The organism is Ornithinibacillus halotolerans (assembly GCF_014637405.1).
Classification (GTDB): Bacteria; Bacillota; Bacilli; order Bacillales; family Amphibacillaceae; genus Ornithinibacillus; species Ornithinibacillus halotolerans.
This window is the reverse complement of record NZ_BMEY01000011.1, coordinates 41,672-53,942: the sequence shown is the minus strand read 5'-3', so window position 1 is coordinate 53,942 and position 12,271 is coordinate 41,672. Positions and strand designations below refer to the sequence as shown.

The window sequence follows — 12,271 nt, the reverse complement described above, 5'->3', positions numbered from 1 at the left end:
TGTTTTTATTTTTGTAATATTATGATAATGTTTAGCTAGAAGTTATTATGCTAACGGAGCAGAATAGTTAAATAAGTAATTACAAAAGTAATGAGCATTTACTTTAAAATAAGATTAAACGGGGGTTTATATGCGAAAAGTTTATCTGGATAGAACAGCATTACCTAAAGCCGTGGTTGTAGATATAGAAGATACGGAAGTTATTCCAGCAGGGACAACAATTTTTCCTATGAGTGCTCACTATAAAAATGAAGAGTATCAAAAATTTGCTAGCGATTATGATATTCAATTTATTTTTGACGATGATATTCCAAGTTTAGAGTTTTTTACGGTTCCACATGTAGATATTATGGCGAAAGATAGTAAAGGTGGATTTATCGGAACTGTTTATCAACAGTATGATTCGGAAAGTGACGCACCAATTTGTTATATCAATAGAGATTTAGAGTGCTTTATTATTTATGAAAACATAGAATATTTTCTGAGTAATATAGGAACGTGGCAAGACAACTTGAAACCCTATGATAAAATTACCGTTTATCGTTCGAAGGCAGAAGCAGAAATGGAACTGGAATTTATCGATTTGTCTGATATTCTTCCATGTTGAACGGGGTGCTCTAACGCATAAAGTAGATTGCAAATAGGTAGGTCATTTTTTATTAAAGTGGCAGGGGTTATGAAGTACATTCTGATTTAATCTTGTTTATTTAACCTTGAAATAGTTAGGAGTGAGAAAGAAATGATTAGAGTGGATGTAGCATATGCATTTATTTATAAAGAGGATGAGAAAAAAATCCTTATGGTTAATAACAGGGATGGAGGTTGGTCTCTACCTGGTGGTGCAGTGGAACAAGGGGAAACTTTAGAACAAGCAGTTATTCGAGAGGTTAAGGAAGAAACAAATTTAACAATTGAAGCTGGTGAAATTATAGCCGTCAATGAAGCAATGTTTAAAGAAAAGGGCCATCATGCTTTATTTATAACATTTAAAGCAAAAGTCATCGAAGGAGAAATCTCCATTATAGATAAAGATGAAATCTCAGAAATAGAATGGGTAGACATACAAGAGGCTAATGAATTAATGCCTTATCATCGTAATGGTGTAGATAGCCTACTTAAAGCTTCATCTCCATATACATTCCAGGGTTAATACACCTTGCACCTTCTTCAACTAAAGGTGCTTTAGTACAACAAATGTATTTTGTTATTTGAAAGTTTAATAGTCGGCCACATTAGTTTTATTGAAAAAATATTAATTGAAATTATTAGAAATTGAAATGGAAGTGATCATCTTTGAGAGTCACTATAAAACTCTTAGTATCTATATCGTTATGTATATATCTATCTATTCTTTCTTCATATATATTATTTAAATATATGCACCCATCGGACATCGTAAATCATTTTACATTTAACTTTGATAATTCAAGGATATTTTTACAACACCACAATTTCATCCCATTTAAAACGATCATTTACTATTTACTTTTAGATTGGGGACATATTAGTATTGGCATAAGATTAAACAACCTAATTGGTAACATAATTGGTTTTGTACCTTTTGGTTTTCTATTTCCATTATTATCTGAAAGGTTCCAAAAACTAAAGACTGTTATTATTGCCACTTTTAGCTTGAGCCTTACATTTGAATTATTACAACTTATTTTTCAATTCGGTAGTTTTGATTTTGACGATCTAATTTTAAATACTATTGGTGGTATACTAGGCTACTTCCTATTAAAATACCTTACTATGTTGTTAAAAGGTAAAAGGAACGAAAGAGAATTTAGGTAATATCTAAGGCTTATTCTGAAAAAGAAGTAGCAAAAGTTGAAAAAGGTAAAAGGTATCACATCTATAAAAGAAGTGGTACCTTTTGTTTTGGAGTTTAATCTTCTAAATATTTGCGGATCCCATCATATGAATGATTAATGCAAGGAATATAGTAAAACATATATCTTTTATTACGCTTAAATAACAACAAAAATAGAGAAGCTAATCATTTGCTAATAGCTTCTCTAAACGTAATGTTATTTGTAATGTTCTCTCCCTAAACCGAACCCGTTAGAAAAGTTCTCTTGCTTTTTATGTTCGACAATAAATGACAAATTTCGGGAGGTGTCAGACACCATTTTTACGTTTTTGGATCATTTGGCGGACGATGTCTGGGTTAGTGCCGCCGGTTACTTTTCTTCTTTCTACGAATTGTCTTGGGTCGATGATGGCATTCCAATCGTCGAGGGACAGTTCTACATCTTCCATCCATGCATTGATCGTTTCTACTGGGATTTCATATAATTCCAACTTATTTGCTGTTGCTTTCTTGGCAATTATACTAGCTTTATGATGGGCTTTACGGAAGGAGACACCATAGTCCCGGGCAAGTACATCAGCAAGCTCCGTGATCGTAATCATATTTTCTCGTGCTTGTTGATACGCTCGTTCTTTATTGAATTCTAGGGTGATGATAACGGCACGCATTATTCGTGTAACCCGTAAGGCTTTTTTGAATCCAGCATATAAATGTGGTTGCAGGTCATCTTCGGAATCATTTATATCACCATATGGCGTGTTGTGTAACATATGGATGACTGCTAACCCTTCTGCAGCTGCACTACTTGCTAACGCACGGGAATGTTCCATCGACACTGGATTTCGTTTCTGTGGCATAATACTACTAATCTGCACATACGCATCGGACACTTTTAATAAATCAACTTCTTTAGAAGCCATCCGCAATAACTCTTGAATCCAACGCCCCATATTCGTCATGACACTAATAAGCGCTTGCGCCGATTCAATTAAGTAATCCCCAGTCCCAATCGCATCATACGAGTTTTCGATTAATCCATCAAAATCTAGTAATTCAACCATTCTTTCTCGATTAATAGGGAATCCAGAAGTAGTTATAGCAGCAGCTCCCATTGGTGATTGATTGACAGTTTGATAGGCCTGCTTTAATCGTGTAATGTCTCTCGTTACATTGTCATAGATGGCAACAAGATAATGTCCAAATGTAGTTGCTTGTGCTGGTTGGGTATGGGTGTGGGCAGGCATAACCGTTTCAACATGTGCCTCTGCTTGACGAAGAATCGCTTCCGCTAATCCTTGAGTATCCGCGATCAATTGCTTCAAGTAGTCTCGTAGTACAATCCGGTACATTGCTTCTCCCATATCATTTCTACTTTTAGCAATATGCATTTTTCCAGCTAATTCATCCCCAATCACTTTACCAATCTCTGACTCTACTAGAAAAAATAGATCCTCAAATTGTTCACTGTACTGAAGTAGATTTCGATCCATTTTTTCTACTTCATTTACACCGGAAAGTATGGTGTTTCCTTCATTTACAGTTAAAATTCCTTGCTCCATAAGCATCGTCGTATGGGCTCGATGAATGAGAAACATCGCATCAAATAAATGTTCTTTTTGATCATTGAAAACAGGCTTTAATAATTCTTCCACATATGTTTTTCCGGGGAATTTTTTTCCGTCTTGCGCTTGGAACTTCTCTAATTCGGTAGTCATAAAAACACCTCATTCATTCGTTATAGGTTAGTAAAAGTAACTTACTAATCTTCATATTACTTCTTATTCTATGTGAAAGTATTTCTATTGTAAACACCAATATGATATACAAATAGTGATAAAGTTGTTATAAATGTTATACTAATTAGTAATTAATACGTATATTGCAAGCGTTGACATAATAGAATATTCATAGTATTATTATTTTCAGTTAATTAGTAAAATTTACTAACTAAAGAAGTAAAGAAGGGAGTGGACAGATATTACAACGAATTATGACCATCAATCTGACTCTCGTTCGATACGATATTTGAACAAGAAGCGGATCTTAAAATACATACAGCAAAACCAGGGTCACTCCCGAACAGAAATTGCGAAAGCACTTGTCATTAGTAAGCCTACTGTATCAAACATCGTCGATGAACTTTTAACAGAACAATGGATTCGTGAAGAGGAAAGTGAAAATGCTAGCTCTAGTGGAGGTAGGAAGCCATTCCATATTTATTTTAATGAGGATGCTTACTACGTCATCGGCATGGACATTGGAGGAACAACTGTAGAACTAGCGATTATGAATCTCGTTGGTGATATTAAATACCATACTCAATTTCCAACCCAACCTAATGTTGGCGATTCCTTTATTGAAACACTAGCTTCCAATACAAAGCGTTTAATAGAAGAGAGCAATCTAGAGCATACGATGATTCTTGGCATGGGAATAGGTGTACCTGGAATTACCAATGTAGATAAAGGTATCGTTATCGATGCTCCAAGTATTGGTTTTGAAAATATCCCGCTAAAAACTCAATTAGAAAAACTTCTTCCGTTCCCAGTCTATATTGATAATGATGTCAATGTTGCAGTACTCGGTGAACAGTGGAAGGGGGAAGGGACGTCTTGTGATACGTTCTTAATGATTACATTGGGGACTGGTGTCGGGTGTGGAATAATTCTTGATGGCAAACTATATCGGGGTGCTTCTTTTTCTGCAGGTGAGATCGGTTATATGGTAACAGATAGACGAATCGCGGAGAGCAATTATGAACATACATTTAAAGGCTATGGATTTTTAGATAGTCATGTAGGTGGTCCTGCCATTGCACGGAAAATGGAAAAACAAACGCTAGCAACTGGCCATTCTGCAAAAGAAGTATTTGAACAAGCAATTGAAGGAAATCCGATCGCACTTGAGATTGTCGAAGAATCGTTATCCCATCTAGCGTTTTCATTAATTAATGTCATTTCCATCTTAAACCCGGAGCGCATCATCCTTGGTGGCGGAATTTCCAAGTCCATTCACTATTTTCTACCAAAGCTTCGTTCAACAATTAAGAAGCATGTACCAATTCATGCCGATATCGTTGTAACATCTGTAGAAAATGTATCGATGATCGGTGCTGGCTATTTATTTTTAAAGGAATATGAATCCATTTTAAAAGATTAATAGTTACATAGACTACTAATCTTTAAATAAAATTATTAATAATAGGGGGAAACTTTATGTTTAAAAGATGGCATGTATTGTTATTAAGTGTACTTTTCATCACTGTTTTAGCAGCATGTTCAGGTGATAACGATAATGGAAATTCAAGTAATGGGGATTCCGATGTCGTTACCATCAAGTATTGGCAGTATGAATTTGCTTCTAAAGTAGATCTAATGGATGAGTTAATTAAGGAATTTGAGGAAGCAAACCCAGGTATTAAAGTAGAACAAACAACTTTCCCATATGATAACTACAATGAACAAGTTGCTGCTCAAGTGCCAGCAGGGAAAGGTCCTGATGTCATTAACTTATTCTATGGTTGGGTTCCTTCTTATGTAGATGCAGGATATTTACAACCACTTCCACAGGAGGATTTCCCACATGATGAAATTGAAGCAGAATTCTTCCCATTAGTACAGGCAACGAAAATGGATGGAGAATATTGGACAATTCCAACTGCAGTAAGAACGGCTGCTTTATTCTATAACAAAGACCTTTTTGAAGAAGCTGGACTTGATCCGAACAGTCCTCCAGAAACTTGGGAAGAGCTAGCAGATTACGCAGTTAAATTAACGAAGAAAGATGGCGACCGTCTTGAGCAATCTGGTATGGCTTGGGAGCCAGCACAGCAAGGTCACCACTGGTTACGTGATGGTTTAACATACCAAGCTGGTGGAGAAGTTCTAAGTGAAGATCGTAAGACAGTAGTATGGGGCGACTCAGATGCTGGACTAGAAGCATTTAAATATTGGTTAAGCTTCCCAACTGAATTAGGTACCTCTGAAGTAGGATTCTATACAGACGACGTAACTGCATTTATGACTGGGAAAGCAGCGATGAACGTAGACGGATCTTTCCGTTTAGGAACATTACAACGTGATGCAGAAAATCTAAACTATGCGGTTGCGCCAATGCCAGGAAAAGATGGTATACAATCAACAAACGCATCCTTCTGGACAAATGGAATTACAAAAGATGTTGAAGGTGAAAAACTAGAAGCATCCATTAAGTTCTTGAAATTCCTAACAAGTCAAGATGTTATGGAAAGATGGCTAGATGCAACAGGTGAACTACCAGCGAAAGAAGAAGTTGCAATGCAAGATAAATATGTAAATGATGAACTTTATGGTCCATTCATCAACTCATTACCTTTTGCTAATGCCCACTTCTTCGTTGACGAGACAAAAGAACGTGAGCTAGTTATTGATGCAGCCAACAAAGTGTTATTAGAAGGAATGGACGTAGAAGAAGCATTTAACGAACTAGTAGAAAAAACACAAGCTCTATATGATGAGTATTGGGGCGATAAGTAAGTTTCAAAGGGATCAAAGGGTTAAACCTTTGGTCCCTAACATCTAAAGGAGGTGCAACATGAGTCAGTCGGTAGAAAAAAAGAAAAAAGCTTCTTTCTTTCAAAAAGTAAGAACGAATTATCGGTATCAGCAGTTATTATTCGTATATATCTGCTTAATTTTACCGATTTTATTCTATTTAGGAATACGTATTTTACCGACATTATTCACATTTAATGTTGGATTTCGAGATTGGAATTTATTATCCTCTGGACCACATCCACTAGTTGGTTTGGATAACTACATTGCGTTATTTAAAGATGAAGTTTTTATTAAATCCATCGTAAACACATTAATCTATATTGTTGTTGGAGTAATCGGTCAGCTAGCCTTTGGAATGATTGTTGCACTGTTATTACATAGAATTAATAAATTTGTTGGCTTTTTCCGAGTAATTTATTTTATCCCATATGTAACTAGTATTGTAGCGATAAGCTGGGTATTCCAATGGATTTTAATGAAGAATGGAATTATCAATGATATATTGATCAATCTTGGGCTACCACCACAACCATTTTTGAACTCACCAGACCAAGCTATTTACGTAATAATTGGCGCAATGATATGGCAAGCAATTGGGTTCCAAATGGTATTATTTTTAGCTGGGCTAGAGAATATTCCGCAAATGCTTTATGAAGCGGCAGATATTGACGGGGCAACACCATGGCAAAAGTTTTGGAAAGTAACCGTTCCTTTATTAAATCCTACGATCGTATTCTCAGCGGTTATTGGAACGATTAACTTTATTCAAGTATCCTTTACACAAGTTATCAATATGAGTATGGATGGGAGTGGGGGACCACTTCATTCGACCATAACCGTCGTTGTGTATATTTACCAGCTCGCATTCCGTCAATTTGATTTAGGATTAGCTTCGGCAGCGACAGTGATATTGTTCCTATTTATATTAGGGCTAACCTTGTTCCAAATGAAAGTACTAACGAGAAAGTTCGATTACTAAGGAGGGGGCACGATGAAACTTAGAAAAATTATCACTTACGTATTATTAATTCTAGGTTCTGGGGTTATGTTATTCCCATTTATATGGATGATCTCCACCTCCTTAAAACCACCGATGGAGATTTTTACACTGGACATTATTCCAGAGAATTTAACATTGGATAACTATAAAAAAGTATTTGAGGAAAGCTTATTCCTAAAGTGGTTTATAAATAGTATTATTGTTGCTATTATAACGACCATCAGTGTGTTGTTTTTTGATACGTTAGTCGGCTATATCATTGCAAAGTTCAACTTTATTGGTCGTGGAGCTTTATTCTTATTAATTTTAAGTACATTAATGGTTCCGACCGAAATGCTAATTATTCCTTGGTATATGATGAGTTCGGACTTAGGGTGGACTGATAGTTATTGGGGGATCCTATTCCCAGGGCTAATGACAGGGTTTGGAGTATTTTTAATGAAGCAATATATGGAACAAATTCCAGATGATCTATTAAATGCTGCTCGAATTGATGGGATGAATGAATTCGCGATTTTCTTTAAAGTCGCCATGCCCCAAGTTTGGCCAGCGATGTCAGCGTTAGGAATCTTTACATTCTTAAGTAACTGGAATGCATTCCTATGGCCGTTGATTGTTATAGAAAGTCCAGACTTACGGACTTTACCGGTAGGATTATCTTTCTTCTCATCTGGAGAAGCAGAGTCCCAATGGCATTTAATTATGACTGGAGCAACAATTTCCGTAATCCCACTAATTATCGTATTCATCTTCCTACAAAGACATATTATTAAAGGAATAACGTTAACAGGAATGAAATAATAAAAATGAAGCGAGGGAGGCGCACAATACGCCTCCCTCGTTGTTTTGTATTATAGGGGTGCCTTCTTGGGCGTGCCTGACACCTCCCGAAAAAGCGCGAAGTTTGTCGAAAATAAATAAAGGGGGACATTCGACAAACTTCGGGAGGTGTCAGACACCGTTATTGCAACACTGCCATTATTTCAGGATGTGAAATGGCCAGAGGGATAGGATTGCTTCGCCTTGAATTCGGTTTTCGGGAATGGTGCCAATTTCTTCACTTCTACTGTCTAGGCTTTCTCCGGGAGTTCGATTATCTCCCATAACGAAATAGGAGTTTTCACTAACAACGACTTTTTCCATATCATTTGGTACGCCAATCGAATATTCTTCTTCAATGGCTTTACCATTCACTAAGACAACTCCATTCGTTATTTCCACTGTTTCGTTCGGCAAGGCGATGATTCGTTTAATCACATCAAAACCATGTTCATCTCGGAAAATAATAATGTCGTTTCGTTCTGGTTGATAAAATAGATTACTAGATAAGATGACATCATTATGCTCCATCGTGTTAGCCATCGAGTTCCCACTTATGATAGTGATTCCAATGACATACCGAAATATGAGGAATACTGCAGCGATGATTACAATGTATAGGCCCCAACTTACCCAGCTTGTTTTTTCAGTTTCTTTTTCTTTGTTTTTAGTAACTAGATCAATTGCTTGAGCATCCAATCTATCATCTATCCTCTCTATTTTCATTTGGTGTACGAACCATGTAATCTTCTAAAGTTTTTACCAATTACTCATCTATTCTTGTGAATCCCCAGATTCGTCTCCCGTTCCACTCGAAATCGTTGATTGACTCGTATCCATTTCAACCATATTCATTTTTTCAATTGCCTCTTGCATAATCAATTCATATTGCTCGAGAATAGCGTCTTTATCATTAGACATATCGACATCTAAGTTGCTTATTAACGAATCAGCATAATTTTGTAGTTCCTGTACCCGTTTTTGTTTTTCAGCTTCCGTAAATAATTCCAATTGTTCTTTAGCCTGTTCAATTTCTAATCGCAGCTCTTCTTTTAACCGCTCTATTTGTTTTTCTTTTTCACTATAAATAGCTGATTCAATTCTTTCAATAGATTCGACTCTATTTTTCTCAAACCAACTAATTAACATAGAAGAAATATCTTGATTGGCAAAAGCGACATTTAAACTACTACCAATAATGATTGTTAAAAGAATAGCTCCAACTAGTAATCGTAATTTCGTTAGTTTCTTTTTCACGGGTAAACCTCCTCAATGTATAAGTAGGGTCCCAAGATTTGGGACCCTGAAAAACTTTTATTCGTCTGCGCCAGCAACAACGTTATCAAGTGCATCTTTCGCATCATTTGTTAATTGTTCTGCAGTTGCTTCAATTAAAGCAAATTGTTCTTGAACAAGGGCTTTAGATATGTCATTCATTGATTGTTTCAAATCACTTACTGCAAGATTAACGCGTTGGGTTAAACTGTAAACGGAACTCTCTTCTTGACTTTCTAACGCAGCTCTAATTTCTGCTTGTGCTTCTTCGATAGCTGCTTCTAACTCTGCAACAGCATTATCACGAGCGGTGTTAAGTTGATTAGTCAAGTCACCAATTACTTCTTCACTTTTTTCATTTGTAAATCCTGTTAAGCTTGTAGTTGCTTGTTCAAGTCCTTCTGCAGCAGCTGTTTGAATTTGATTTAATCCAGGAAGGAAAACTTCTTGATAAAATTTTCTACCCATATCATCTAGAATCTCTTGTTTTTCGCTTTCTAACGCTGCTAAATGACTTTCTTTTGCCTTATTAATTTCATTTTTATGAATTCTAGCTTCAGAATTCTTCTTTACAGTAAGGTTTTCTGTAACATATTCTTCGTTCTGTGCCATTCTCTCCTCAATTTCAGGAATCTTTCCTTCTGCATATTCTGATACTTGGCTTTCAATGGATGCTGCCGTATTGTTGAATGCAGCGTCATACCAATCACTTAACTTTCCACCTGCATCTGTGTTCGCAAACGTAAATCCAATTCCTGATACTAGTCCGACTGTTACAGCACCTGCGATTAATTTTCCTTTAACTGTTTTTAATTTCATTTTCATTGCTCCCTTTATATATTATTTTTGTTCAACTAACAAATCGTGAAGAAAATCCTCGATTTCCGTGGTAATCTCATTTTCTAACTCTTCCTGTTTCAACTTTGAATATTCCTCGAAATCTACTTCTAATAAGTTTGCTTTTGTTTCTATTAACCGCTGATAATAATTTCTCTGGTAATTTTCCACATCTTGTTTTCTACTAGAAATAATCGATGAATGAAATTGATCCATCTCATTAGATGCTAATTCGTTTATCTGTTCCAAATCTATTTCTGATAATAGATTCGTTTCTGCTAGCAGTTCTAAAAGCTTAGAAGGATAGGAAGAGAGTAGATTCGTACTCCAATTTTGTAGCTTGTCTCTTGGATTTTCTTGTGCAAATACGGTTGTACATGTAAGTAGAAGTAGAAAAATAAGGCCAAATATGCTAACTTTCTTCACCATAAACTACCTGCCTTCTTATTAAATTTCTATAGCTTGCAAATTTATCACAGAATGATTTTCCGTCAATGGCAAGCTACCTCTATATCCCTCCTTTTGCTAGTAACAGAGAATGGAGATTATGTTCTTTACAAAGTTGTTAGTTGTTCGTTATAAAGAATTAACTTGTCCTTACATTATGAGAAATTATAGCGTTTGCAAAGTATTAAAAACGGTTGAAATTAGTAATAAATCATGTTATTGCTTTGTTTTTCTTTAATTATCTTTAGTTTTCTTTCTTTTTTAATGTTGATGGAAAATTCAATGTATTTAAACTAGGGAAGTGTTCTTTATAGTGAATATGACCTATTTTTATCGCTGAAAAAGTAAGAGGAATTTGTCACATACAGGAGTTAAGGAGGAGTCCAACTGCACTATTTTTAACAAAAAAGACAAAAATAAAAATATGCTAGGTAAAACTACTCATTTTTTCTCCAAAGGTGTCTGACACCTCCCGAAAAAGCTCGAATATTGACGAATGGCATATGTTTCCAATGTTCTAAGGTATAATAGTTTTAAGAATAGGTAGAGGAGGAAATAGTATGGAACAGGAAAAACCAACGAAAAAAGTTCTCATTGATCATGAGGAAAAACAGAGTGTAATCGAATTTGCTACTATGCTGGAAAAGATGGCAAAGAAACTGAAAGAAGATGGGAAGTTTACATTTGCCCAAGGGGAAGAGTATGTAGAAGTCTCTCCTTCCAATCAGTTAAAAGTTGAATATGAGTATGAAGTAAAAGGGAATAAGCATGAGTTTGAAATTGAATTTAAATGGAATTCACAAGAAAATAAAACAAGACCAATGGATATTAAATAACTTCTCTAGATGCTAAAAAGGAACGAGGACTAATAATCTCGTTCCTTTGACAGTTAGTAAGGAGTCCCTATAGCTCTTTCTTTTCATCTTCATCAGTAACAGAGTTCTCCACCGAAATAGGACCTGCTGCAGAACCAAATGGGTCAAGTGCAGTTGCCATTGTGTCCCCTGGAACGACACCTACATTGGCACCATCCATTTTTTCATCATTTTTCTTCTTTCTTTTGTCTTCATTCTTATTATCCATGACGCTCACTCCCTTAATCTATATAAGAAACATGCTTATTGTTTACGATAATCAATTTTTATATTTATATTTGGTATTAGTATTTGGAGGGGTTTTTGTAAGTGGGGTTATGGTGTACGGGGGAGAAAAGGTTGCAATCATTTGGGAAGATTGCAACCTTTTCTTGCGCAAGAGAATTGTATAGTACCTAGACAATACATACGGTACTTGAACTAATTTGCTACTAGCATCTAACTAACAAGATGCTAGTTATTTCTTTTTCTTCTCTCGTGCAGCGCGTTTTCTTGCTTTTTTACTCTGTGTAAATTCTACCGCAAATTCGGTGTCATTAGCGTTGTTGGTTACTTCTGCTGGAGCTGAGTTACGATTCTTCTTTCGCTTGGCCATGAAGTTACCTCCTTTCTAATGCAAACCGCGCATTTACTTATTAAAAGCTATCCTTCCACAATTTAACATTTTTAT

The 12,271-nt window shown here is 35.8% G+C and carries 15 protein-coding genes; 8 read left to right on the top strand and 7 right to left on the bottom strand.

From position 1 onward, the window contains the following. Nucleotides 1-130 precede the first annotated feature (130 nt). The 3 genes from IEV35_RS11800 (at nucleotide 131) to IEV35_RS11790 (ending at nucleotide 1,794) form a co-directional block, all read left to right on the top strand. Nucleotides 131-607, top strand: a complete 477-nt coding sequence (locus IEV35_RS11800; protein WP_188384857.1) for a hypothetical protein — start codon at nucleotides 131-133, stop codon at nucleotides 605-607. A 132-nt stretch (nucleotides 608-739) separates the two neighbouring features. Beyond that, nucleotides 740-1,150, top strand: coding sequence for an NUDIX hydrolase (locus IEV35_RS11795; RefSeq protein ID WP_188384856.1), 411 nt, complete (start codon nucleotides 740-742; stop codon nucleotides 1,148-1,150). A gap of 143 nt (nucleotides 1,151-1,293) precedes the next feature. Further along, on the top strand, nucleotides 1,294-1,794 hold the full coding sequence (locus IEV35_RS11790; RefSeq protein ID WP_188384855.1) for a VanZ family protein: 501 nt from the start codon (nucleotides 1,294-1,296) through the stop codon (nucleotides 1,792-1,794). Between the two features lie 327 nt (nucleotides 1,795-2,121). On the opposite strand, the gene argH is transcribed toward IEV35_RS11790, so the two are convergent. Next, nucleotides 2,122-3,528 (bottom strand): argininosuccinate lyase, encoded by a 1,407-nt coding sequence (gene argH / locus IEV35_RS11785; RefSeq protein ID WP_188384854.1) that lies wholly within the window; start codon nucleotides 3,526-3,528, stop codon nucleotides 2,122-2,124. Between the two features lie 310 nt (nucleotides 3,529-3,838). Here argH and IEV35_RS11780 point away from each other — a divergent pair, with 310 nt between their 5' ends. From IEV35_RS11780 to IEV35_RS11765, 4 genes are read left to right on the top strand one after another with little or no spacing between them, the layout of a single operon-like run. Beyond that, nucleotides 3,839-4,972: an ROK family transcriptional regulator gene (locus IEV35_RS11780; protein ID WP_188384853.1), complete on the top strand. Its 1,134-nt coding sequence runs from the start codon at nucleotides 3,839-3,841 to the stop codon at nucleotides 4,970-4,972. Nucleotides 4,973-5,028: 56 nt separating this feature from the next. Further along, nucleotides 5,029-6,327: a sugar ABC transporter substrate-binding protein gene (locus tag IEV35_RS11775; protein WP_188384852.1), complete on the top strand. Its 1,299-nt coding sequence runs from the start codon at nucleotides 5,029-5,031 to the stop codon at nucleotides 6,325-6,327. A gap of 58 nt (nucleotides 6,328-6,385) precedes the next feature. Beyond that, a complete protein-coding gene (locus IEV35_RS11770) occupies nucleotides 6,386-7,327 on the top strand; it encodes a carbohydrate ABC transporter permease (RefSeq protein WP_188384851.1) in 942 nt (313 codons plus the stop codon). A gap of 12 nt (nucleotides 7,328-7,339) precedes the next feature. Then, nucleotides 7,340-8,149: a carbohydrate ABC transporter permease gene (locus IEV35_RS11765; protein WP_188384850.1), complete on the top strand. Its 810-nt coding sequence runs from the start codon at nucleotides 7,340-7,342 to the stop codon at nucleotides 8,147-8,149. Between the two features lie 177 nt (nucleotides 8,150-8,326). Here IEV35_RS11765 and lepB read toward each other — a convergent pair whose 3' ends face one another. The 4 genes from lepB to IEV35_RS11745 are packed head-to-tail and all read right to left on the bottom strand — an operon-like array spanning nucleotide 8,327 to nucleotide 10,708. Next, on the bottom strand, nucleotides 8,327-8,893 hold the full coding sequence (lepB, locus tag IEV35_RS11760) for a signal peptidase I (RefSeq protein WP_188384849.1): 567 nt from the start codon (nucleotides 8,891-8,893) through the stop codon (nucleotides 8,327-8,329). Between the two features lie 48 nt (nucleotides 8,894-8,941). After that, nucleotides 8,942-9,424: a hypothetical protein gene (locus IEV35_RS11755; protein WP_188384848.1), complete on the bottom strand. Its 483-nt coding sequence runs from the start codon at nucleotides 9,422-9,424 to the stop codon at nucleotides 8,942-8,944. 57 nt (nucleotides 9,425-9,481) lie between these two features. Then, nucleotides 9,482-10,261 carry a hypothetical protein gene (locus IEV35_RS11750; protein WP_188384847.1) on the bottom strand — a complete coding sequence of 260 codons (780 nt, stop codon included), beginning with the start codon at nucleotides 10,259-10,261 and terminating at the stop codon, nucleotides 9,482-9,484. Nucleotides 10,262-10,282: 21 nt separating this feature from the next. Further along, on the bottom strand, nucleotides 10,283-10,708 hold the full coding sequence (locus IEV35_RS11745; protein ID WP_188384846.1) for a hypothetical protein: 426 nt from the start codon (nucleotides 10,706-10,708) through the stop codon (nucleotides 10,283-10,285). Between the two features lie 578 nt (nucleotides 10,709-11,286). Here IEV35_RS11745 and IEV35_RS11740 point away from each other — a divergent pair. Next, nucleotides 11,287-11,562, top strand: coding sequence for an amphi-Trp domain-containing protein (locus IEV35_RS11740; protein ID WP_188384845.1), 276 nt, complete (start codon nucleotides 11,287-11,289; stop codon nucleotides 11,560-11,562). Nucleotides 11,563-11,629: 67 nt separating this feature from the next. Here IEV35_RS11740 and IEV35_RS11735 read toward each other — a convergent pair whose 3' ends face one another. Then, on the bottom strand, nucleotides 11,630-11,809 hold the full coding sequence (locus tag IEV35_RS11735) for a hypothetical protein (RefSeq protein ID WP_188384844.1): 180 nt from the start codon (nucleotides 11,807-11,809) through the stop codon (nucleotides 11,630-11,632). Nucleotides 11,810-12,058: 249 nt separating this feature from the next. After that, nucleotides 12,059-12,196, bottom strand: a complete 138-nt coding sequence (locus IEV35_RS11730) for a hypothetical protein (protein ID WP_188384843.1) — start codon at nucleotides 12,194-12,196, stop codon at nucleotides 12,059-12,061. Nucleotides 12,197-12,271 lie beyond the last annotated feature (75 nt).

Coding starts and splice junctions, on each gene's coding strand:
- IEV35_RS11740 (WP_188384845.1), top strand. CDS start 11,287: ATGGAACAGGAAAAACCAACGAAAAAAGTTCTCATTGATCATGAGGAA.
- IEV35_RS11750 (WP_188384847.1), bottom strand. CDS start 10,261: ATGAAATTAAAAACAGTTAAAGGAAAATTAATCGCAGGTGCTGTAACA.
- IEV35_RS11765 (WP_188384850.1), top strand. CDS start 7,340: ATGAAACTTAGAAAAATTATCACTTACGTATTATTAATTCTAGGTTCT.
- lepB (WP_188384849.1), bottom strand. CDS start 8,893: ATGAAAATAGAGAGGATAGATGATAGATTGGATGCTCAAGCAATTGAT.
- IEV35_RS11800 (WP_188384857.1), top strand. CDS start 131: ATGCGAAAAGTTTATCTGGATAGAACAGCATTACCTAAAGCCGTGGTT.
- IEV35_RS11745 (WP_188384846.1), bottom strand. CDS start 10,708: ATGGTGAAGAAAGTTAGCATATTTGGCCTTATTTTTCTACTTCTACTT.
- IEV35_RS11730 (WP_188384843.1), bottom strand. CDS start 12,196: ATGGCCAAGCGAAAGAAGAATCGTAACTCAGCTCCAGCAGAAGTAACC.
- IEV35_RS11795 (WP_188384856.1), top strand. CDS start 740: ATGATTAGAGTGGATGTAGCATATGCATTTATTTATAAAGAGGATGAG.
- IEV35_RS11770 (WP_188384851.1), top strand. CDS start 6,386: ATGAGTCAGTCGGTAGAAAAAAAGAAAAAAGCTTCTTTCTTTCAAAAA.
- argH (WP_188384854.1), bottom strand. CDS start 3,528: ATGACTACCGAATTAGAGAAGTTCCAAGCGCAAGACGGAAAAAAATTC.
- IEV35_RS11775 (WP_188384852.1), top strand. CDS start 5,029: ATGTTTAAAAGATGGCATGTATTGTTATTAAGTGTACTTTTCATCACT.
- IEV35_RS11735 (WP_188384844.1), bottom strand. CDS start 11,809: ATGGATAATAAGAATGAAGACAAAAGAAAGAAGAAAAATGATGAAAAA.